The sequence below is a fragment of the Peribacillus sp. NPDC096622 genome, assembly GCF_044762665.1.
Lineage (GTDB): Bacteria > Bacillota > Bacilli > Bacillales > DSM-1321 > Peribacillus > Peribacillus frigoritolerans_B.
Map to the genome: position 1 here is coordinate 535,289 of NZ_JBIWES010000001.1, position 22,368 is coordinate 557,656.

19 protein-coding genes and 1 other annotated feature are annotated in these 22,368 nt (G+C 42.8%); of the genes, 7 read left to right on the forward strand and 12 right to left on the reverse strand.

From position 1 onward, the window contains the following. Positions 1-260: 260 nt before the first annotated feature. The 4 genes from ACIQYG_RS02530 to ezrA all read right to left on the reverse strand — a co-directional run bounded on the left by ACIQYG_RS02530 (position 261) and on the right by ezrA (position 4,817). Positions 261-467, reverse strand: coding sequence for an alpha/beta-type small acid-soluble spore protein (locus ACIQYG_RS02530; RefSeq protein WP_034309203.1), 207 nt, complete (start codon positions 465-467; stop codon positions 261-263). Between the two features lie 82 nt (positions 468-549). Continuing rightward, complete coding sequence (gene thiI / locus ACIQYG_RS02535) at positions 550-1,761, reverse strand: tRNA uracil 4-sulfurtransferase ThiI (RefSeq protein ID WP_402835330.1); 1,212 nt, start codon at positions 1,759-1,761, stop codon at positions 550-552. After that, a complete protein-coding gene (locus ACIQYG_RS02540; protein WP_402835331.1) occupies positions 1,758-2,906 on the reverse strand; it encodes a cysteine desulfurase family protein in 1,149 nt (382 codons plus the stop codon). Before ACIQYG_RS02540 ends, thiI begins: the two co-directional genes overlap by 4 nt. A gap of 216 nt (positions 2,907-3,122) precedes the next feature. Continuing rightward, positions 3,123-4,817: a septation ring formation regulator EzrA gene (gene ezrA, locus ACIQYG_RS02545; RefSeq protein ID WP_402835332.1), complete on the reverse strand. Its 1,695-nt coding sequence runs from the start codon at positions 4,815-4,817 to the stop codon at positions 3,123-3,125. Positions 4,818-4,985: 168 nt separating this feature from the next. Here ezrA and hisJ point away from each other — a divergent pair, with 168 nt between their 5' ends. After that, positions 4,986-5,789 carry a histidinol-phosphatase HisJ gene (gene hisJ, locus ACIQYG_RS02550; RefSeq protein WP_402835333.1) on the forward strand — a complete coding sequence of 268 codons (804 nt, stop codon included), beginning with the start codon at positions 4,986-4,988 and terminating at the stop codon, positions 5,787-5,789. 12 nt (positions 5,790-5,801) lie between these two features. On the opposite strand, the gene refZ is transcribed toward hisJ, so the two are convergent. Continuing rightward, positions 5,802-6,446: a forespore capture DNA-binding protein RefZ gene (gene refZ, locus ACIQYG_RS02555; RefSeq protein ID WP_402835334.1), complete on the reverse strand. Its 645-nt coding sequence runs from the start codon at positions 6,444-6,446 to the stop codon at positions 5,802-5,804. 154 nt (positions 6,447-6,600) lie between these two features. Between refZ and ACIQYG_RS02560 the strand changes: the two genes are divergently transcribed. Next, the gene (locus ACIQYG_RS02560; RefSeq protein ID WP_402835335.1) at positions 6,601-7,080 is read left to right on the forward strand and encodes a GAF domain-containing protein; all 480 of its coding nucleotides are present in this window, start codon (positions 6,601-6,603) and stop codon (positions 7,078-7,080) included. 473 nt (positions 7,081-7,553) lie between these two features. Then, positions 7,554-8,156, forward strand: coding sequence for a 30S ribosomal protein S4 (gene rpsD, locus ACIQYG_RS02565; protein ID WP_137018135.1), 603 nt, complete (start codon positions 7,554-7,556; stop codon positions 8,154-8,156). Between the two features lie 96 nt (positions 8,157-8,252). Here the strand turns inward: rpsD and tyrS are convergent, their stop codons facing one another. Further along, positions 8,253-9,509 (reverse strand): tyrosine--tRNA ligase, encoded by a 1,257-nt coding sequence (tyrS, locus tag ACIQYG_RS02570; protein WP_402835336.1) that lies wholly within the window; start codon positions 9,507-9,509, stop codon positions 8,253-8,255. A gap of 66 nt (positions 9,510-9,575) precedes the next feature. Further along, positions 9,576-9,792 (reverse strand) — a binding site (T-box leader). Between the two features lie 149 nt (positions 9,793-9,941). Here tyrS and ACIQYG_RS02575 point away from each other — a divergent pair. Next, entirely contained in the window at positions 9,942-12,989 is a 3,048-nt protein-coding gene (locus ACIQYG_RS02575) for a transglycosylase domain-containing protein (RefSeq protein WP_402835337.1), read from the forward strand. Between the two features lie 129 nt (positions 12,990-13,118). Here ACIQYG_RS02575 and acsA read toward each other — a convergent pair whose 3' ends face one another. Next, positions 13,119-14,837, reverse strand: coding sequence for an acetate--CoA ligase (gene acsA, locus ACIQYG_RS02580; RefSeq protein ID WP_402835338.1), 1,719 nt, complete (start codon positions 14,835-14,837; stop codon positions 13,119-13,121). A 323-nt stretch (positions 14,838-15,160) separates the two neighbouring features. Between acsA and ACIQYG_RS02585 the strand changes: the two genes are divergently transcribed. From ACIQYG_RS02585 to ACIQYG_RS02595, 3 genes are read left to right on the forward strand one after another with little or no spacing between them, the layout of a single operon-like run. Then, positions 15,161-15,793 (forward strand): GNAT family N-acetyltransferase, encoded by a 633-nt coding sequence (locus ACIQYG_RS02585; RefSeq protein WP_402835339.1) that lies wholly within the window; start codon positions 15,161-15,163, stop codon positions 15,791-15,793. A gap of 26 nt (positions 15,794-15,819) precedes the next feature. Next, entirely contained in the window at positions 15,820-16,470 is a 651-nt protein-coding gene (locus tag ACIQYG_RS02590; protein ID WP_402835340.1) for an acetoin utilization AcuB family protein, read from the forward strand. Then, positions 16,463-17,644, forward strand: a complete 1,182-nt coding sequence (locus ACIQYG_RS02595; protein ID WP_402835341.1) for an acetoin utilization protein AcuC — start codon at positions 16,463-16,465, stop codon at positions 17,642-17,644. Before ACIQYG_RS02590 ends, ACIQYG_RS02595 begins: the two co-directional genes overlap by 8 nt. A gap of 91 nt (positions 17,645-17,735) precedes the next feature. Here the strand turns inward: ACIQYG_RS02595 and ccpA are convergent, their stop codons facing one another. The 5 genes from ccpA to ACIQYG_RS02620 all read right to left on the reverse strand — a co-directional run bounded on the left by ccpA (position 17,736) and on the right by ACIQYG_RS02620 (position 22,311). Further along, a complete protein-coding gene (gene ccpA / locus ACIQYG_RS02600) occupies positions 17,736-18,740 on the reverse strand; it encodes a catabolite control protein A (protein ID WP_402835342.1) in 1,005 nt (334 codons plus the stop codon). A 381-nt stretch (positions 18,741-19,121) separates the two neighbouring features. Beyond that, positions 19,122-20,198 (reverse strand): bifunctional 3-deoxy-7-phosphoheptulonate synthase/chorismate mutase, encoded by a 1,077-nt coding sequence (locus ACIQYG_RS02605; protein WP_402835343.1) that lies wholly within the window; start codon positions 20,196-20,198, stop codon positions 19,122-19,124. A gap of 528 nt (positions 20,199-20,726) precedes the next feature. Then, complete coding sequence (ytxJ, locus tag ACIQYG_RS02610) at positions 20,727-21,053, reverse strand: bacillithiol system redox-active protein YtxJ (protein ID WP_063594411.1); 327 nt, start codon at positions 21,051-21,053, stop codon at positions 20,727-20,729. Between the two features lie 128 nt (positions 21,054-21,181). Then, positions 21,182-21,754: a YtxH domain-containing protein gene (locus tag ACIQYG_RS02615; protein WP_402835344.1), complete on the reverse strand. Its 573-nt coding sequence runs from the start codon at positions 21,752-21,754 to the stop codon at positions 21,182-21,184. Positions 21,755-21,801: 47 nt separating this feature from the next. Beyond that, complete coding sequence (locus ACIQYG_RS02620) at positions 21,802-22,311, reverse strand: DUF948 domain-containing protein (protein ID WP_402835345.1); 510 nt, start codon at positions 22,309-22,311, stop codon at positions 21,802-21,804. Positions 22,312-22,368 lie beyond the last annotated feature (57 nt).

Consider the following 22,368-nt stretch of genomic DNA (forward strand, 5'->3'; position numbering starts at 1 on the left):
GTCATTCGCCCGCGGAAAGCGAGTGCCTGGAGAGGAAATCAACGTTCAATTTTACAAACCCTCAAAAAAAGTTCCAGCCTATGAGGATTCATATTTTATAAAACAGGAAAAGATTATGTAGTAATATTGGTCCAAAATTCATTAGATCGTCAGGCCGTTTTTTGAGATACACCGCATTTTATTGGCCGTCCACGAATTAAGTCCGCAAACTAAAAGAGAGCGGGTGTTGGAACCCGCTCTCTGTAGCCATATTTATTAAATTATCTGTTGAAACCTCCGCCTAATTGTTGTTCAGCCATTTGAACAAGGCGTTTTGTGATTTCTCCACCAACTGAACCGTTAGCGCGAGATGTTGTGTCGGCACCAAGTTGTACGCCGAATTCTGTAGCGATTTCATATTTCATTTGTTGTAGAGCTTGTTCTACTCCTGGTACCAATAATTCGTTTGAGCTGTTGTTGTTTGCCATGTGTGTTTCACCTCCTTGTGATTATAGAGTGTGTTAAAACACATGGCTTCATTCGCACATTTCTATTGGTAATTACAGGATATTAGAATAAGTCTTCCAGCGCTTCTTCCTTATCGAAAGTCTGGCCAGGTTTAACCGTTATTATTTCTGTTTCGGAGACCGCTTTTTCAATCAAGGATTCAAAGTCGACAAAGCTTTCATAATAATTGACTTTTTCACGTTTCGGTTTCGTTTTTGGGCTTGCCGGCGTAAAGACCGTACAGCAATCCTCGTACGGCAGATTGGATATTTCAAAAGTATCGAGCTCTCTTGCTATTTTGATGATTTCTGTCTTATCCATGGTAATCAGCGGACGCAGGATCGGTGTATTCGTCACCTCATTGATGGCAAACATGCTGCTCATCGTCTGGCTCGCAACCTGTCCAAGGCTTTCACCGGTGATCAGTGCCATGGCTTCTTCCTTTTCACGGATTCGATCGGCGACCCGCATCATTAAACGACGGGTTGTAGTCATTGAGTAGTTTTCCGGAATTTGTTTTTGAATCAATAATTGGATTTCCGTAAAAGGAACGATATGCACTTTCATGCTTCCATTTATTTCTGCCAGCTTGGCCGCCAAATCAATGACCTTTTGACGTGAACGTTCGCTTGTGAACGGTGGGCTGTAAAAATGGATCGCTTCCACGTCCAATCCCCGTTTCATCGAAAGGAATCCTGCAACAGGGCTATCAATCCCGCCTGAAAGCATCAGCATCGCCTTCCCGCTTGAACCGAATGGAAGACCGCCTGCCCCCTGGATGATTTCACCTGTCAAATACACGGCTTCGCGTCTCACTTCTACTAACAGGTTCAAATCAGGGTTCTTTACATCCACTTTTAAATCTTCTGTATTTCGGAGCAAATGCCCGCCGATTGCCCTGTTAATTTCATCGGTATTATATGGAAAATCCTTATCGGCGCGTTTTGTCGTGATTTTGAACGTGTTTACCTCTTCAAGAGTATGATTAAGGTAATACAATGCTGCCGTTTTCATCACTTCCAGATCACGCTCTATTTTTATTGCAGGGCTTAATGACTGGATTCCAAAAATGCCTTTCAATCGGTCAATGACCGGCCTATGGTCCGCACCGTTCAGGAGAACGTACATCCGTTCCCGATTGGCTGTAAGCACTACGCCTTCTATATCTTTTAAACTCCAGCGGATATGTGCTTTCATTTTGTCTACAAAGCCTTTACGGTTTCTTTTTTTAGTGGAGATTTCTCCATAACGGATAATTATATGATCGAATTTCATTTAGCAACCCTCATTATTTTTTCTAAATTAGCGACTATTTTCTGAATCGCCGCCAGAACTCGCTTTGCTTCTTCCATTTCATTGCCATAGGTAGTACTGATTCGGATGACGCTTTCGGAACGAGCTGAATTATGGAACATCGCATCCACCGTTTTGCTTATCGTCCTTTTTTTCGAAGAACAGGCACTAGTTGTCGAAACATATATTCCTTCCGATTCAAGTGCATGCAGCAATACCTCGGATTTAAGTCCCGGAACGGAAAAATTCACAATATGGGGTGCACCCTCTTCGGGACTGTTAACCAACACCCCGTCCATTTCCTTCAAACCTTTATATAAATAAGTTTTGATTTGCTGAAGCTTATCATGATACAGCAATTGATTGTTCATACTAATACGCAAAGCCTTCGAAAGGGCGACGATTCCCGCAACATTTTCGGTGCCGCTCCTGATTTTCGTTTCCTGATTGCCACCATGGAAAAGCGGATCGACCCGAACGCCTTCACGAACATAAAGGATGCCCGTCCCCTTCAAACCGTGAACCTTGTGGCCGGAAATTGTACATAAATCCACATTGGCTTCACGCAATGATAACGAAACTTTGCCTGCTCCCTGTACATTATCGACATGAAAGAGAACGTTTGGGTATTGTTTTAACAATTTGCCCACTTCAGCAATCGGCTGAATCGAGCCAACTTCATTATTAACATGCATGACGGAAACCAAAATGGTATCTTCCCTCATTGCATCCTTAAGATCCGTTACATCAATTTGTCCAAATTCGTTAACGGGAAGATATGTGATCTCATAACCCATTCTCGTCAATGATTGGCATGCATCTTCTACAGAAGGGTGTTCAATCGCTGTCGTGATTATGTGTTTGCCGCGATTTCCCTGAGAGTGGGCTGCCCCTTTAATGGCAAGATTATTTCCTTCCGTTCCCCCGGAAGTGAAATATATTTCCGAACTCTTCACCCTTAATAAATCAGCAATCTGCTTTCTTCCAGCGGAAAGCAGTTTTTCGGATTGCACCCCAAGTCCATGAAGCGAAGAGGGGTTCCCGAAATAGTCCGAAGTAACCTTCATGAATGATTCGATTACTTCGGGATATGGTTTTGTTGTTGCACTATTGTCAAAATAAATCATGGGTTCACCTTCCATGTTTTTTTATCTATGATGGTCACTCTACTGAATATAAGTTTCAATGTTGCTGTTGCAACTTCTAATATTAACATAATTGAATTTGAAAGAGAATGTAAAACACTGGTCCAGGGATGATAGATTCCTGCTTCTTTTTAATCCCGGGAATGATTTAACTTTCCACCTATCTATAAAAAGAAAAAAACCCGCCATGGCGGGTTTTCAGGAAAGGACTTCTTCTATGTTCGCCCCGATTTTTCGTAAACTGCCTGGGTCGACCTTTTCTATGGCAGTGGCTGCCGTTTCCAATGCGGCTTGATATTCATAGCTTCGGAATTTCGCTTCGGCTTCCCTTAGGCTCTCGGCTACCATATCGTGACTGCTTCGATAACGATTTCCGAATTGGATCACCTTTTCGGCCAAATACATATGCTCGATCAATTCCTGGGCTTTTTCGTGGACCTTATTCACCTGTTGAACCGCTTTTTCCAAATAAATATAAACAGCGGCCATGTCCAGCGGCTTTTCTTCAAGTTTACCCTGAACGTCATCCATGCTTTCTTTGGCATCCTGAAGCACCACTTTATACTCTTCTGGAAGGCCTGGAATATTGCTTTTTGAAATCAAACGTCCAGTATCGACCATTTTGCGCTTCAATTCAGCCAGTGAATCCCTGGCATCCATTTCATCTTTTCGTAAAGCCTGTAATTTAACGGTAAAGTCTTTCTGATTTTCCTGTAATTCCTTCAACTGTACTGCAAGCCCCTGCATCTCTTCGCTGATAAGCGAGCTTGCCATCACATTATCCTCCATTTTCAAGACGAGCAATTGATGGCGTTTAGCAATCTGGGCAATCTGCTTTTCCATTTTCCGTTGCGCATCAAGTTCATTTTCCGTCAGATGATACGTGTGTTGAACATGTATGGTTTCAACTTTAAGTTTATCGTTTTCATATTCAAGGTCACTAATCGTTTTCCTGAGAACTTCATCATTTTTCAAGATATACTGTTTTGAAAGTACTTCTTTTTCCAAAAGGTCATAAAGCACCTCAATGCTTTCCCGCATTTCTTTAATGCCTTTTTCCACTGCTTCCGTTTCGGCATTTTCCAATTGTGTTTTATAAAGATCCAGTTCTTCCTCAAGCCGTGATATCTCCTGCTCGAATTGGATATGGCTCAACAGGTACCCCTGTCCTGACATCTCCTCATAACCATCCTTCAATTCATTAAGCTGGGAATGCAGCTCGGATTGGCTATCAACCAATAATTTTGGGAGCATTTCCATTTTAACTGACAGAGCCGCCAATTTATCCTTAATGGAGAGAACAAGCTCCCTCGCATTCAAATAATTGCCGTTCACGGTCTCTTCTTCATATTTCTGAAGAATCTGCAATACTTCATCCAAGGAGCTTTCCAGCTTATCAGCCGCTTTCCCGTAATTATGCCTGTGTGCAAGCAGGGATTTCTTCAGTTGACGGTAGGATTCTTTAATATCCTCAATTTCCAATCGATTCTTTTCCTCACTGCCTACGAGTTCATTCAGTTCGTATAAGATCTTTTTGATCATTTCCTCGATTTCATTCAGCTTGACTGTAATTTTGCGCTGTACCTCTTTTGATTTGCTGAAACGGTATTTATCGACGAATTCCTCGGCATCGAATAATAGCTCTTCGACTTCGGGCATATGATCCGTAATGATGGCGTCCCATTCAATGCGCCAGTTTTCGAACATTTCCTCTGTTTCACCTGTCATGTTCAATTGTTTGACTTTAGAAAGCTCTTCCAGCACGGGGCGGTGCATGATGCTTATTTTCCAGGATTCCAGCCGATCGATTTCTTTAAAATATCTCTTTTTGAAAAAATAACCCCAAATGATGAAAATCAAAATTAATACAATTACCCCAATTATGTAATCCATGGTAAGCCCCCTGTTCTAGTCCTTACAGTCTTGCACGTTTATATATAAATTGTAAAAATGTTAAATTTAATGTTTTTATGATACCATGTTAGCAATAATTTTTGACGAGAAAAATGATTTTTTTGTAGAAAATTGCTACAAATACCTGTTTTTTGGGAGGGAAGGACCATGAAAGCTGACGGTCATGTGCACACTCCGTTTTGCCCTCACGGCTCAACGGATAAATTCGATGAATATATTACGCGGGGAATCGAGCTAGGATTAAAGGAAATCACATTTACGGAACATGCTCCATTGCCACGAAATTTTCAAGATCCTACGCCTGAAAAAGACAGCGGCATGGACGCTGCCCTGCTCCTGGATTACTTTCAAGAGCTCCGCGTACTGAAAGAACGCCATAAAGACAAAATCCTGATCAAAACAGGTCTGGAGGTTGACTTTATAGAGGGGTATGAAAAAGAAACAAAAGAATTCCTCGACGAAATCGGAGAATTCCTTGACGATAGTATACTTTCCGTCCACTTCATCAAGCATCAAAACAGTTGGCATTGCATCGATTTCAGCGAAAGTGGGTTTAGTGAGATTGCCAATGAACTAGGTTCAGTGGACTCGGTTTATGCCAAATATTACGATACACTGGAAAAATCAATAGAATCTGATTTAGGCATTTATAAACCAAAACGGATCGGGCACATTACGCTTGTCCACAAATTCCAGCATCGATATCCGCCGGCATCGAGTTTTGACGAGCGTGTTTACAAGGTTCTCGAAATGATCAAGGATCAAAGATATGAACTGGATTATAATGGAGCTGGGCTTGTAAAGCCGCTATGCGGTGAACCCTACCCTCCTGAACGATTTGCAAAGCGTGCGATAGATCTCGGCATTCCGCTCATTTACGGTTCCGATGCCCATCAGGCTAAAGATTTGGGTCAGGGCCATCAGGCACTGATTGCAGGGTTTAATGGGTAACTTGTATACACTTCAGCCCCGGCCAGCTAACAATGGCTGCAGGTCTTCGGCAATGAAAAGGGTATCTTGCAGAAAACGTCCGACTTCATTGGCATACATATTCGTGTAATAGGCTTCCTGCGGGAATACATGAAGCACATCCATCGCATAATGGGTATGCAGGACAGGGGCCGTCAATAATCCCTTCAACTGCAGCATATACATGGGAACGGAAACCTGTTGGAAACTCCTGCTCTTGATTCCTTGTTCCAAAATATATTGAAAATAAGATTTTTCCTTTGTAAAATAAGTCGAATGAATTTCGCGGTTTAAATTGGAATCGAGTGAAGATTCCCCATATATGAACCGTGCAGCAAGGAAGTTTTCCCTCTGGAAAGAGAGGATATCCTTTACAAGGTTCATCAAGCAATGCTGCGGGCCTTTATGTTCAAGCAGTGTCATGTTCGTCTCAAGGACCAGGATATATTCTTCTAAATAGGAAGTGAAACAGAATTCCAGCAACCCCTGCTTATTCTTGAAATAGTAGGCAATATTGGCAGCGTTCACTTTCGCTTTATTCGCAATATCCCGTATGGATGTAGCATGATAGCCTTTTAAATGAAATAAATGCAATGCAGCTTCCACAATGGCTTGTTTCGTTGGCGTCTGGCGATTCATTCAGGCAATCCCTCGCTTTCTTTGAGACAAGTCTTGTGGACTACTTCTTCACGGAAGAGCCTGAATCCTTTAGTAAGTTCTCGACAATTTCCCAACAAAGGAGCATCATGATTAGAAAGTGCTGTAAAAATTTGAGGAAGACGGGTGAACGCTTTTGTTTAATGTCGAAATGTATCAAGGAAAAAAAGAAAAGAACTATGAACTGGTCCAAAAACAACTACTTGCCTTAATCGAAGATGAAACGAACCGGATAGCCAATTTAAGCAATGCGGCAGCTTTACTTAATCAGTTTCTCGATGAGATTAACTGGGTTGGTTTTTATTTATATGAAGAAGACCAATTAATACTAGGACCCTTCCAGGGGCTACCAGCCTGTGTCCGCATTCCAATGGGCAAGGGCGTATGCGGGACTTCAGCAGCAACTGAAAAAACCCTGCGCATTGCGGATGTCCACCAATTCCCTGGACATATCGCCTGCGATGCGGCATCAAGATCTGAAATTGTCATACCGCTCATGAAGGATGGAAATTTGCTCGGTGTCCTCGATATCGACAGCCCGATAACGGACCGTTTTGACGAAATGGATCAGCAAGGACTGGAGAAATTCGCTGAAATCCTTTCCAATCACCTATAAAAGTTAAAGGGAGCGGCATTCCTTGCCTGCTCCCTTTATTACAGGACTCCATGTCCATGTCCCCTGCCCTTTCCTGAATTCTTCTCAATATATAACGCTTCATCAGCCCTGTTTCCTTAGCATCATTTAACCGTGAAATGCAAAGGCTCCCAAATAATGCCAGAAACCATCCGTAATTTTTGGATTCATTATCTCATTATAAAATTGCATTTTTCCTGCCGCCATTCTCTATTCCTTAATTAATCACAACTGTCCTTGACTCATTGAGCAGAATATTATACAATACTCTTTGTGTAAAATATTGCAGCCTATGTGACAGCCTTTATGTTCTCATTTTGTTCCTCAATACGGAGGTGTATCTCGTAACCCTCTGCTGCTAGGGCGAAGGTACATGAAAACAAAATGGTCATGATCGTACATTCACACGGTTTTTATTTTACCAAAATAAAAACATTTAAAGGAGGAGTCATCCTATGGCTCGTTATACTGGCCCAAGCTGGAAACTATCCCGTCGTTTAGGAATTTCCCTAACAGGTACTGGTAAAGAATTAGAAAAACGCCCTTATGCTCCAGGACAACATGGTCCTAACCAACGTAGAAAAATTTCTGAATACGGAATGCAACTACAAGAGAAACAAAAACTTCGTCACATGTACGGAATCACTGAACGTCAATTCCGCACAATGTTCGACCGCGCTGGCAAACTTAAAGGTGTACATGGTGAAAACTTCATGATTCTTCTTGAATCACGTCTTGACAACCTAGTTTACCGTCTTGGTTTAGCTCGTACGCGCCGTCAAGCACGTCAACTTGTTAACCACGGTCACATCACTGTAGACGGAAGCCGCGTAGACATTCCATCTTACAAAGTGTCTCTTGGACAAACAATCGCAGTTCGTGAAAAATCACGCAACTTCTCAATCATCAAAGAATCAGTTGAAGCAACTAACTTCGTTCCTGATTTCCTTACTTTCGATGCTGAGAAATTAGAAGGTACTTTCACTCGTTTACCAGAACGTTCTGAATTGCCTGCTGAAATTAACGAAGCTCTTATCGTTGAGTTCTACTCTCGTTAATAACTTCAAAACCCCCATCCTTGGATGGGGGTTTTTTTGCACCTAAACACCTTTGCATGACAAAGCCCGGCTGAGTTTCAGCCGGGCCTTGAACAATCATTTCACTAATGTGTATTTCTTCTTGCCGCGACGAACGAGGATGAACTCCCCTTCAATCTTGGCAGCTTCCGTCACTACATATTGCAGATCGGTCACTTTCTCCCCATTTATGGAGATTGCCCCGTTCTGAATATCTTCACGGGCTTGACGCTTTGATGGCGAAATTTTCGCTTCAACGATTAAATCGACCAAACTGATATCTTCCTTGCTTTCACGTTCGAAGCTAGGGACATCTTTAAAGCCCAATTTGATTTCCGCTGCACTCAAATTCTTCACCTCACCGCTGAATAGGGCGGCAGAGATTTTGATTGCTTGGTCAAGAGCTTCCTGACCATGAATCAAACGGGTCATTTCTTCCCCTAAAGCTTTTTGCGCTTTACGCAAATGCGGTTCGTTTTGTACGGATTGCTCTAACTCTTCAATCACCTCACGAGATAGGAAAGTGAAGAATTTCAGGTATTTCACGACATCTGCATCAGCTGTATTGATCCAGAATTGGTAAAATTCATACGGAGTCGTTTTTTCCGGGTCAAGCCAAATCGCTCCGCCTTCCGTTTTACCGAATTTCGTTCCATCCGCTTTCGTTACGAGCGGGATCGTCATACCGAATGCTTTGGCATTCTCATCATTGGATTTCCTGATCATTTCAAGGCCTGTCGTAATGTTGCCCCATTGATCACTGCCGCCAATTTGCAATTTACAGTCGTAATTGCTGTATAAATGACCGAAATCAATTCCTTGTAAAATCGTGTACGCAAATTCAGTAAAGGAAATCCCTGTATCCAAGCGGGAAGCAACCGTATCTTTTGCCAGCATGTAGTTAATGCCGATGTATTTCCCGTAATCACGCAAGAACGTAACCATATCGATTTTACCTATCCAGTCATAGTTATTGACCATGACTGCACCATTTTCACCGTCGAATTCAAAGATGTGGGATAGCTGCCCTTTTATGCAGTCTGCATTATAAAGCACTTTTTCCAGCGTTTGCAGCTGACGTTCCTCTTTTTTACCGCTTGGATCACCGATAAGTCCTGTCGCACCGCCTACAAGCACAAGGGGACGATGACCGTGCTGCTGGAAACGGCGCAATGTCAAGAATGGCAATAGATGTCCGATATGCATACTATCCGCAGTTGGATCGACACCACAGTATAAAGAAATTTTCTCTTTTTCCAAAAGGCTCTTAAAACCCTCTTCATCCGTTTGTTGATAAATAATCCCTCTCCACTCGAGGTCTTTAAGCAATTCCATTAAATATTCCTCCTCCATCTTAGAAAAAACCCGCAAAAAGCACACAAAAACGCCCCTTCATAAATATGAAGGGACGAATGAATTCGCGGTACCACCCAACTTGAGGACATGACATGCCCTCCGCTCAAGACGAATAACGGTCGTCAGCCGTTTCCTGCTACTAATCATTTCACAGCAAATGCTCCAGGAAGTAATTCATCATACCATTTGTACCGATTTCCACTAACCACCGGCTCTCTGAAACAGGGATAGTCTGACTACTGGGTCCTATCATCGCGATCATTTAATCATTTTATAGTTGTTAATAAACTTTTATCATACATAAGAATCCTTGTCAACATCACCCTTACAGATTATAGAAAAATAAGAAAGATGCCCTTTCCCCTACCTGTTATATGCTATAATATATGTGATTTCAGGGGGTATGATACGATGAATAATAATCAAAAAGATAGATTTCAAACAGTCTGGAAGCAGCTGACCCGTTTTTTCCAAAGTGAAAAAACACATAAGAACGCACGGGTTACATACCAAGTCATTTGGAATTTAACACTGATCCTCATTATTGTCGGGATCCTAGGATTCTCATTCGCCGGCGGCGTCGGAGCCGGCTATTTCGCTGCCCTCGTCAATGATGAGCCAGTGCGCTCAAAAGAAGATTTGAAAAAAGACATTTACAATTATGAAGAGACCTCTGAAGTATACTTTGCAGATGAAGTATACTTGGGCAAGCTTAAGAGTGACCTTGAGCGTGAAGAAGTGTCCATCGATAAAGTTTCCGAGCATCTTAAAAATGCAGTCATCGCTACAGAAGATGAGTATTTTTATGAGCATGACGGGGTTGTCCCAAAAGCCATCCTGCGTGCGATTTACCAGGAATTTTCGAATGCAACCGTCCAATCGGGGGGTAGTACATTAACACAGCAGCTCATTAAAAACCAGGTCCTGACCAACGAAGTATCGTTTGAACGGAAAGCAAAAGAAATCCTTCTTGCGCTCCGGGTCGAAAAGTTCTTTGAAAAAGAAGAGATTTTGGAAACGTACTTAAACGTCTCCACTTTGGGACGAAACTCTTCAGGCCGTAACATCGCTGGGGTCGAGTCCGCCGCTGAAGGTATTTTTGGCGTGGAGGCCAAAGATCTGACATTGCCCCAATCAGCCTTTATCGCTGGATTGCCGCAAAGCCCTTTCGGATATACACCATATACCCAGAAAGGAAAATTGAAGGAAAATCAAGAGCCCGGCATCAACCGGATGAAAACCGTTTTAAAGCGGATGTATAGTAACGGGTACATAACAAAAGAAGAATATGCTAAAGCAAACGCATACGACATTACTAAAGACTTTATCGGTAAAACGGAGATGCCATCCGAGAAATATCCATGGCTCACCAATGAAATCGAAAAACGCTCCATCAAAATCCTCTCTGTCAGTCTAGCAAAAGAAGATGGATATGAAGAGAAAGATTTAAAGAATGCTGATTTAAAAGCTCAATATCTAGCACTTGCCGACCGTAAGCTGCGGCAAAATGGCTATAAGGTATATACGACCGTCAACAAAAAGATTTATGACAAGATGCAGGAAGTAACGAAAAACTATCCAAATTTCGGGTACGATAAAGCGGGCGAGCCCGTTGAAGCCGGGGCCATTCTCATCGAAAATAAAACAGGAAAAATCATCAGTTTCGTAGGTGGCCGTGATTTCAAGCGGAAACAGACGAACCATGCAACCGCATCATCACTTCGATCAAACGGATCAACGATGAAGCCTTTGCTCATATATGGTCCAGGCATCGAGCTAGGAAAGATCTCACCTGGCAGCGTATCGGCCAACGTGCCGATCTCCATTCCAACAGGCGGCAAACCGTGGCGTCCAGGAAACTATGGCGGCGGTAGCTATACTGGGGTAACGACAGCCCGTGAGGCACTGAAGAATTCCTATAATATCCCGGCAGCGCTCTTTTACATGAAAATAATCAACCAAGGTCCAGCTTCCTATTTGGAAAAAATGGGCTTCTCCACCGTGACGAAAGGGGATTACTCCAATCTTGCCATGTCATTAGGTGCGATGGAAAAAGGTGTAACCGTTGAAGAAAACGTCAATGCATATGGCACTTTTGCCAATTCAGGAGAATTCGTCGATGCTTATATGATCGATAAAATCGTATCGAAAGATGGCGATGTCATCTATGAACATAAAGTGAAACCAGTGGATGTTTTCTCACCACAAGCCGCTTACCTGACACTTGATATGATGCGTGATGTCGTAAACAGCGGGACGGCCGCTTCGGTCAGGAACCGACTCGCTTTCTCAAGTGATTGGGCAGGCAAGACCGGAACTTCACAAAACTATTGGGACGCATGGTTCGTCGCAACCAATCCCAATGTTTCATTCGGTACATGGCTCGGATATGACACACCGAAATCCTTGCAAGGGACCTATAATGGTCTTGAATATAATAAACGTAATATGTATTATTGGGCAGACCTGATCAATGCCGCATATAAAGTAGACCCTAAACTCATCGACCCCGATAAGCGATTTGAAATGCCGGGCGGAATTGTCAGCCGTTCCTTCTGTGGCGTTTCAGGACTGCTGCCTTCAAGTTCATGCCAAAAGGCCGGGCTTGTCAAATCGGATTTATTCATCGCCAAATATGCTCCATCCAGAGCGGATGATAGTTTCATAGATGGACAATATGTATCAGTCGGCAGCAAACGCTACGCAGCCCTTCCGCAAACGCCTGGTGAATTCACAAGCGGCGGGTTCATGTTGAATCCCGATTCCTTTGCAGATATCGGTTTGAAATATGTCGATGACCCGGGATCCGTGATTCCCGGAGCCGAAAAATCAGGAAATGTCGTCGGGGCGACAGCGAAATTGAATGATAATGGCAAAGCACCAGATCCCCTATCCATAACGGTCAGTAACGATAAGATTACATGGGGCTTGCATCATGAAGGAGATGTCGTCGGTTATCGTGTCTATAAAGACGGCAAAAAAGTGGCGAGCATCAACGCTGGGGAGAATCTTGTTTACAAAGTCGGCTCTGGCGGATCTTATTACGTAACTGCCGTCGACATTGTCGGTAAAGAATCAGCTCCTTCCCGACATGTTGAAAGCGGCGCTAAAAAGACAGGTTCAAAAGAAGATTCCACAAAAAATAAAGTTGATCGCGGAAAAGATAAAATAGTTAACGAAGTTAAAGAAACAGACTCAAAAGAAGAGAACGGTTCAGATAAAAATACAGATACAGATACAGATACAGATACAGATAAAGTAAAACAACCAGAGAAAGATAAAGAAACAGAAACAGAAAAAGATAAAGAAACAGGAACGGATGAAGATAAAGAGCCAGCTCAAGACAAAGATCAAAACAAAGAGAATACAGATAAAGAAAATCAAGAGGCCGACAAAGATCAAGGCACAGTCAATGATCGAGAGCAAGACACGGATAAAGCTGAAGAAGAGGAAGAATGACACTCTTTCTTGAACTAAAACAGGCTGTCGCGTAACCCCGACAGCCTGTTTCCTTATAATCTCCCAAAAAGGCATCCATAAGTGAATGGATGCCTTTTTCATTCTCAATAATCAGGATGACTCAGTTTCTCAATCTTCCATCGATGATAAATCACCGGTTGGCAAATCAAGTTCCCAAGCTTTCAAGACACGGCGCATGATTTTACCGCTTCTTGTTTTAGGAAGTTTATCCCTGAATTCAATTTCACGAGGTGCCGCATGTGCTGCTAGACCATGCTTTACAAATGTACGAATTTCCTCAATCAACTCATCGTTCGCATCGTATCCGTCACGAAGAGCGATGAACGCTTTGATAATTTCCCCCCGAACCGGATCCGGCTTACCGATGACCCCCGCTTCAGCTACGGCTGGATGCTCGACCAACTTGCTTTCCACTTCGAAAGGCCCGACTCTCTCCCCTGCCGTCATGATGACATCATCAACACGGCCTTGGAACCAGAAATAACCATCTTCATCCATATATGCTGAATCTCCGGAAACATACCAATCACCTGGCATAAAGTAAGATTCATATTTCGCTTCATTCTTCCAGACTGTCTTCATCATCGAAGGCCAGCCTTTCTTGATGGCAAGGTTCCCCATCCTATGCGGCGGAAGCTCGTTCCCTTGATCATCCACTATTGCCGCTTTCACGCCAGGAATCGGTTTACCCATCGAACCCGGTTTGATTTCCAGGCAAGGATAATTGCAGATGACCTGAGCCCCGGTCTCCGTCATCCACCATGTATCATGGATCCGGTGATTGAATACCTTCATTCCCCAGCGCACCACCTCCGGGTTCAACGGTTCACCGACACTTAAAATATGGCGGAGATTGCTTAAATCGAACCGCTTAACGATTTCATCCCCTGCGCCCATCAGCATCCTGAAGGCAGTCGGGGCACTATACCATACCGTGACACCAAAGTCCTCCAAGGTCTTGTACCAGGATTCAGGCTTGAACCGCCCGCCTACAATGACATTCGAGGTCCCTGTAAGCCAAGGTCCAAAAATCCCGTAAGACGTCCCTGTCACCCATCCAGGGTCCGCTGTGCACCAATACACATCCTCATCCTGCAAATCAAGGACCCATCTTGCCGTTTGATAATGCTGGATCATCGCATTATGAACATGAAGCACCCCTTTTGGTTTGCCTGTGGAACCGGAGGTATAGTGAAGGATCAGACCGTCATTCCGATCCACCCATTCAATGTCGAATTTTTTGTCGGCTTCTTTTAACTTCTTATTGAAGTGATGGTACTTTCCTTCTTCTTTTATATTTTCCCCCACCAAGAAAATATGCTTTAAATGGGGTAATTCATCCACTGGGACGCGCGGCAAAAGTTCAGGTGTCGTCACAATCACACTTGCCTCACTATCCTCAAGACGATCCCTTATGGCGCCTTCCATGAAGGCTTCGAACAACGGCCCTACGACCGCTCCCGTTTTAATCGCACCCAACAATGCAAAATAAAGCTCCGGGGAGCGAGGCATGAAGATGAAAACACGATCACCTTTTTCCACATTGGCAATGTTCCTGAACACATTGGCCGCTTGGTTCGTATAATCTTTCATTTCCTTGAATGTATACTTTTCATTTCTTTGATCGTCTTTGTAATAAAGGGCCACTTTATTCCTTTTGTATGTTTCGACATGGCGGTCAATGGCTTCATATGCAAGATTCACTTTACCGGTTTCAGACCAGGAAAATTCCTTTTCCGTCTCAGACCAGTCAAACTTATTGTATTTTTCATCATAATTCTTTAAATTGAAATTACCTTCCACTACTGGCAACGCTTTCACATTCATACGACAAACTCCCCCTTCATTCGGCTCTATATTTTTATTATAGTATAAGAAACGAATTATCTCAATTTTTAAAATATTAAACACTTCCATATTAGGGAAATCCCTTCTTGGTGAATTTTGAAAGTTACTGGAATATTGTTATGGTCAAGGTGAATCCATATGATGGCCGGGAAAGAAGAAGCACTGTAACAAAAGCGTCTTGAACTTTCTGAATTATGCCCCTTGTTTTCATGTATAATTTATGTAAGCTTTCCATTCGGTAAGTTTTTAAAAGCAATGAATGCGAGATTGTAAGATTACTACATAACAAGGGTGGTGAAAGAATGGAATATAGTAAGACCTTTTACACTAAGGAACTGCAGACATTAAGCGGAACGCTCATCATCGAGGGGCCGTTAAGCGGCGAAAGAATGTCCGCTTATGAGTTTCACGAAGACTTGGTCGCCTTTCGCCCTCCTGCTTTGCAGCATAAAGCGTTAATAGAGATTGCAGACTTGCCTGAGGGCAGGATCTTCATCGCCCGTGAAAATGAAACAATCGTGGGTTATGTGACTTACTTATATCCCGATCCCTTGGAGCGCTGGTCGGAAATCAAGATGGATGACCTGATTGAGCTTGGTGCAATCGAAGTCATCCCTAAATACCGGGGTGCCTCCGTCGGAAAGAACCTAATCCGCCTTTCAATGGAAGACGATTCGGTCGAAGACTTCATCATCATCACCACTGAATACTATTGGCATTGGGATTTGAAAGGGACAGGGCTGAATATTTGGGACTATCGCAAGGTCATGGAAAAAATGATGAGTGCGGGTGGCTTGGTTTACTTTGCAACAGATGATCCAGAAATCAGTTCCCATCCAGCCAACTGCCTGATGGCCCGAATTGGCAAAAGAGTCCCGCCGGAGTCCATCCAGAAGTTCGACCAATTGCGTTTTATGAATCGGTTTATGTATTAAAGAGGCGAGGAAGAGGAGGAAGGAAAATGATTGTTGAAACAATAATGAATGAGGATATCATCACCCTCACTCCAACGGATACCATCCATAGCGCTGTCTTGATCATTAAGGAGAAACGAATTCGCCATATACCCATTGTCGATGACAGCTTTCAACTTGTGGGATTAGTCAGCGACCGTGATATTCGGGATGCTGCCCCTTCTATTTTCCATACCGAAGAATACAAAAATGATTTACAAAAACCACTATCAAGCATCATGAAAACGGAAATAATCACGGGGCACCCGCTGGATTTCGTGGAAGAAATCGGGGCTGTTTTTTGCGATAACAATATCAGCTGCCTTCCAATCGTAAAGGGAAGGAAGTTAGTGGGCATCATAACGGGCTCTGATTTACTTCATTCATACGTTGAGTTGACTGGAGTCAATCAGCCCGGTTCCCAAATCGAAATCAGAATCCCGGATAAGGCAGGTTCCCTTCATGATATTGCCCATATTTTCAAAAGGCGCAATACGAATATCCTGAGCACCCTTGTTTATCCTGAAAAAAATGGAACCGATTATAAAATTCTTGTAATTCGTGTACAGACGATGAATCCATTTATGGTGGTGGAGGATTTGAAGAAAGAAGGCTATACCGTTTTATGGCCTAGTCTACCGGGGATTTCACATGAATGATACATCCCTTTTCGTCTATTCGGATGAACTTCTTACCTACAAATTCAACGATGAGCATCCATTCAATCAAAAACGGCTTAAACTCACGCTTGATTTATTAAAAAAACACCATGCCATCAATGATGACCAAATTATCAAGCCCAGAATGGCTACCGATGCAGAATTGGAACTGATCCATGATCACCATTATTTAAACGCTGTCAGATTGGCGGGCCAGGGAAAGCTCCCCCCTGAAAAGGCAGTAAATTATGGACTAGGAACAGAGGATACCCCTATCTTCCCCAACATGCACGAAGCAAGCGCCTTGCTTGTAGGCGGAACTTTGACGGCTGTGGATGCCGTCATGACCGGTCAATCCCTGCACGCACTTAATCTTGGCGGTGGCCTGCATCACGGTTTCCGTGGGAAAGCCTCAGGCTTTTGCATTTACAATGATAGTTCGGTCGCGATTAAATACCTGCAAAAGAAATATGGGGCGCGTGTCCTGTATGTCGATACCGATGCACATCACGGTGACGGAGTCCAATGGTCATTTTATGATGATCCCGATGTATGCACCTTATCCATTCATGAAACGGGGCGCTACTTATTTCCCGGCACCGGAAATATTAACGAGCGGGGCCAGGGAAAAGGCTACGGCTATTCATTCAACATCCCGGTCGATGCGTTCACTGAAGATGAATCCTGGCTCGAATGCTATAGGACTTCCTTTAAAGAGGTCATTGAATTCTTCAAACCGGATGTCATATTAACGCAAAACGGAGCCGATTCCCATTATTATGATCCGCTCACACATTTATCTGCCACCATGAAGATTTATAAGGAAATACCAAAGTTGGCCCACGAAATGGCCCATAAGTATTGCGAAGGACGGTGGATTGCAGTAGGCGGCGGCGGATATGATATATGGCGCGTCGTTCCGAGGGCTTGGGCGAGGGTCTGGCTTGAAATGACGAATAATGATATTTCAGGTCCCCTATCAAAGGAATGGCTCGATTGCTGGCAGCCTGAGTCCCCTGTTCCCCTACCGAATGAATGGGATGACATGGAGGATATATACGAACCCATTCCGAGGAAGCCTGAAATTACCGAGAAGAATGCCCTGACGCTTGAAAAGGTCCTTTATCCCATCCGGTCTTCCAAGCAAACAGCGAAAAGCAATGAACATAGTTGACCAAAAGATCGTTGAAAAACGATCTTTTTTGGTTTGGTAATACATTGGGGGAACAAAAAGAGAGTGCCCTCGGGACACTCTCCAAACCAGTTCATTTCGTTGATTGACGGTTTTCAATCCGATGCGGCAGGATCACTTTTTCAAGACCTTCCTCCACTTGTTCTTTGTTCATCAACTTTGTAAGAAGCCTCATCGCAACCGCACCAATGTCATATAAAGGTTGAACGATCGTCGTGATTTGCGGACGCACCATCAATGTCAATCTTGTGTTATCGAAGCTGATCACTTCAAAGTCTTCCGGCACATTATACCCTTTGTCCTGTGCGGCATGGACAATTCCAAGCGCCATTTCATCAGCACCGGCGATGAATGCCGTCGGTCTGTCTTCAACTTCCAGGTACTTTTCAAAAGATTCAATTCCTGAATCATATGTATAATCACCTTCAACAATATACCTTTCATCAAATGAAAGACCAGCTTCCTTCAATCCCCGTTTATATCCAGTCAATTTCATTTCATTAATCAGCGCGGAAGGGTTTCCGCTTACAAAAGCGATATGCTTGTGGCCTTTATCAGCAAAGAAGGTCACTGCGTCGAATGCCGCCGCCTCATAATCAATATTAACCGATGGAACTTGCCCGCTTTCATCCACCGAACCTGCGAGAACGATTGGAACCGGTGAATTCTTAAACTCTTTGACATGCTCATCGGAAATGTTGCCGCCCATGAATACGATACCATCCACTTGTTTTCCAAGCATCGTATTCAGCAAATGGAATTCCTTATCTATATTCTCATCAGAACTGCTTAGAATGATATTGTATTTATACATGGTGGCTATATCTTCTATGCCCCGTGCCAATTCGGCAAAAAAGATGCTCGAGATATCCGGGATGATGACCCCGACTGTAGTCGTTTTCTTTGAAGCAAGTCCCCTTGCCACTGCATTGGGACGGTACCCTAACTTTTCAATAACATCGGAAACTTTCTTCCTTGTTGCAGGCTTTACATTTGGATTCCCGTTAACTACGCGGGAAACGGTGGCCATGGAAACATTCGCCTCACGCGCCACATCATAAATGGTTATATTATTCATTCATCCATTCCTCCATTTCTTTCATTTTCCCCATAAAAGACCCGAATTATTTCGAAAAAAAATCTTTTATGCGTTTTTCTCTATAAGGAAGATTATTTTAGGAACGATCTGCCTAACAAAAAAGCAGTCCTACTCTCTTCTCAGTCAAATATTCAATACCCTATTCAAGTATAAAATTCACATAGATATCACTTTATGTATGACCCAATCTTCCGAACAGTTCTCATTCTTGTTATTTATCATACGATAGTCGAATCTTTCCTGCAATCCAATAGTGCTTATTTCGAAGCTTTTTCTGCAAAAACTAGTATTTTACCATTAAAAAAAGCCCTTGCCAAGTTGGTAAGGGCCGTAAGTAGATCATTTAAAGACTTTCTTGGCTTATACAGTTACCCAGTTCAAACGTTTAATTTCATCGTAGAATTCATCAAATTGTTTGAAGTCCATTTGCTGTGCAGAATCCGATAGAGCAACGGAAGGATCTGGATGCACTTCAGCCATAACACCGTCAGCACCGATTGCAAGAGCCGCTTTAGCCGTAGGAAGCAAGAGATCGCGACGTCCAGTTGAATGGGTTACATCAACCATGACCGGTAAATGGGTTTCTTGTTTTAAAATCGGTACAGCAGAGATATCAAGTGTATTTCTTGTTGCTTTTTCGTATGTGCGGATACCGCGTTCACAAAGGATGATGTTGCCATTGCCCTGCGACATGATGTATTCCGCTGCATGAATGAACTCTTCAATCGTTGCAGCCAGTCCGCGTTTTAAAAGTACTGGTTTATTTACAGCACCTGCCGCTTTTAGCAAGTCGAAGTTTTGCATGTTGCGCGCCCCGATTTGGATGACATCGATATGATCGATTGCCGCTTCAATATCGTTGGCACTCACGATTTCACTGATGACAGCCAAGCCGTATTCATCAGCAACACGTTTAAGTATTTGTAAACCTTCCAAACCAAGTCCTTGGAAGTCATATGGAGATGTACGTGGCTTAAAGGCACCGCCGCGCATCAATTTCAAACCTTTAGCTTTAATGACTTCCGCCACCGCAGCTGTCTGTTTATAAGATTCAACGGCACATGGTCCGAAAACGAAGCTAGGGATCCCGTTACCTACCAATTCACCCTTAATGTCGATGATAGTGTCTTCAGCCTTTTGTTTTCTTGATACAAGAAGCGTTTTCTTCTGATCATCTTTTTGCAGCTCCAAGCCCAATTTAAAGATTTCTTTGAAAATATGTTTAATCGAACCAAGATCAAGCGGTCCTTGATTATTGGCTTCGATAAGATCCAGCATTGTTCTTTCACGGACAGGATCGTAACGGTTTACACCTTGTTTTTCTTTAACGCGACCAATTTCCTGTACAAGTTCAGCACGTTGATTAATAAGATGTAATAACTGAAGGTTCACATCATCCAGTTGATTACGAAGTCCATCAAGCTCTTTGTTGCTCATTACAAATCCATCCCTTCGTTTTTTAAAATAGAAATCGGTTCAGCGGACTCATACTAAAAAAATCCCATCTGGATCCTCGAACATCCACCCCGATTGTTTTATCAATGAAAAATTTAGAATATTTCATGTATGATAAAATCAATTATAAATGAAGTGTCCAAAAATGTCACTATATTTTTCTTTAATAATTAAACGCTTTTAAGCATTAAAGTTATAAATACATAAAACTAGGTGCCACTCATGCAAGAAACTGAATATTGAAACACGATCCGTTGTAGGAATTATATTGGAAATAGAACAGGAAAGCTATCATTTAATTGATAATTTCCCTCAAGATCATGGGAAAATGTTTAAATCTTCTGTCACTTGTCTGAGCCATCGAGAAATGTTTAAAGAGTCTTTGTATAGCTAAATGAACAGGAAGGGCATCCCTAGAAAAGGTTTCCCCAGGATTAAAATCCTTAGGCCCACCAATCATTGGAATAATAAGAGGCCGGACCCCCTACAAAAGGGGTCCGGCCTTCAAATTCATTCTGTAATGGCCTTGCTCAATGAATCATATGTAATCCGCCAATGAGATTCATTCCAGACAGGTTTTCCACTTTTAAAAAGGATGGCCTGAGGTGATTGATGTTTGACATCAAATGTTTCTGCCACATAATTGGATAGTGGACGAGCTTCCTGGACGGCTAAATAGGCCGTTTTAAGTTGTTCGTTCCCTAAGATGTACCTCTCATATTGTTCAAATGCTTCAGCACTTACAGGGCATGTTACGCTATGCTTGAAAAGCAGGAATGTATCCTCTTTTAAAAGCTCATTGAATTGTTCTTCTGTTTCGATTTTGCTCATGACCATAAAGCAGTCTCCTTTCCTTGTCATATAAATTTTACCATCAAAAAGGCGATGAAGCCATCGAAGCACTTCACCGCCTTATTCTTCGTTCCTTAATGCCTCTTCATTCCCATTAAAGGAATCTAAGGAGTTTAATTTTTTAGTTTACTCTCCGTTTCATCAAATGCCTTTTTCGCTTCATCAAGTTTTAATTTTGCCGCATTCTTGTTTCCGCTTGTAGGATCTGCAGGATTATTTTCCGGGTCATTTCCATTAGCGAAGTTCGTTTCGACTGATACGATAGTAGCATCGGTAGTTCCGGTTACATCAATATCCTTATTGCTTGAATTCGTTGTATCATCAGCAGCGTCGCCGTTCTCTTTTCCCGTTTTCAGGCTCTTCACTTTGTTGACGATATTTGAAGATTTATTGGAAACGATTTCCGTGACTGAGCTTGTTTTTTCTTTTGCAGTATCAGCAAGGACTGTACCTTTTTCCATCGCCGTTTGTCTTAATCTTTCTGTTTTCTCTGAAATGTTTCTAGCTTGTTCATTGAAGTCATTCCTTAATTCCTTGCCTGTTTTCGGAGCCATGAACAAAGCTGTAGCCGCTCCGATCATCCCGCCGATCAAGGCGCCAATCATAAAGTCCTTAGAATTGATCGAGTCGCGTTCGTCCTCATATGATTTCTGATAGTCCTTTGTCGGAAATTCTTTTTGAGTCATAATACATTCCCCTTTCAATTTTCAGTTCATTTTTCTTTAACTAGATTTTATGATCTGGAACGTAAAAACCTTTTTTTAGGTAAGTTATCTGTTTCCAGCGCTTCCCTTTCTAACTCTGCCCTTTCTTTTGGGGTCGGGGCTGCCTGTTTGCTTCTGGCCTTCCATTTGTCCCTGATCTCCATGGCTACATTGCTCCATTGTACAATTTGTGAGATTCTTTCTTGATTATTATCAATCTCAGCCTGCACTTTATGGGAAACCTTTTGGATGGAAGAATTAAAGCTAGAGATGGATGTACCTACATCCTTCACCGCATCCACCACCGTGTTCAGGTTTTCTGACTTTTGCTGCAAATCTTCAGCCAACGTATTCGTTTTATGTAATAACTGAGTAGTTTCGAGCGTTATGCCCTGCATTTGGCTCTCTAGTCCTGTCAGCGTCCGGGCCACACTGTCCAGGGTAGTTTGAAGTGATGTCAGTACCTTTGTTAGAAAAATAACTAGTACCAAAAAAGCTATAGCTGCAACAGCAGCACTTACGTATAAAATAATCTCCATTGGAACACCTCCGAAAAAAATCGACTTATTTAATAGCTGTTAGATATTAATTACCCC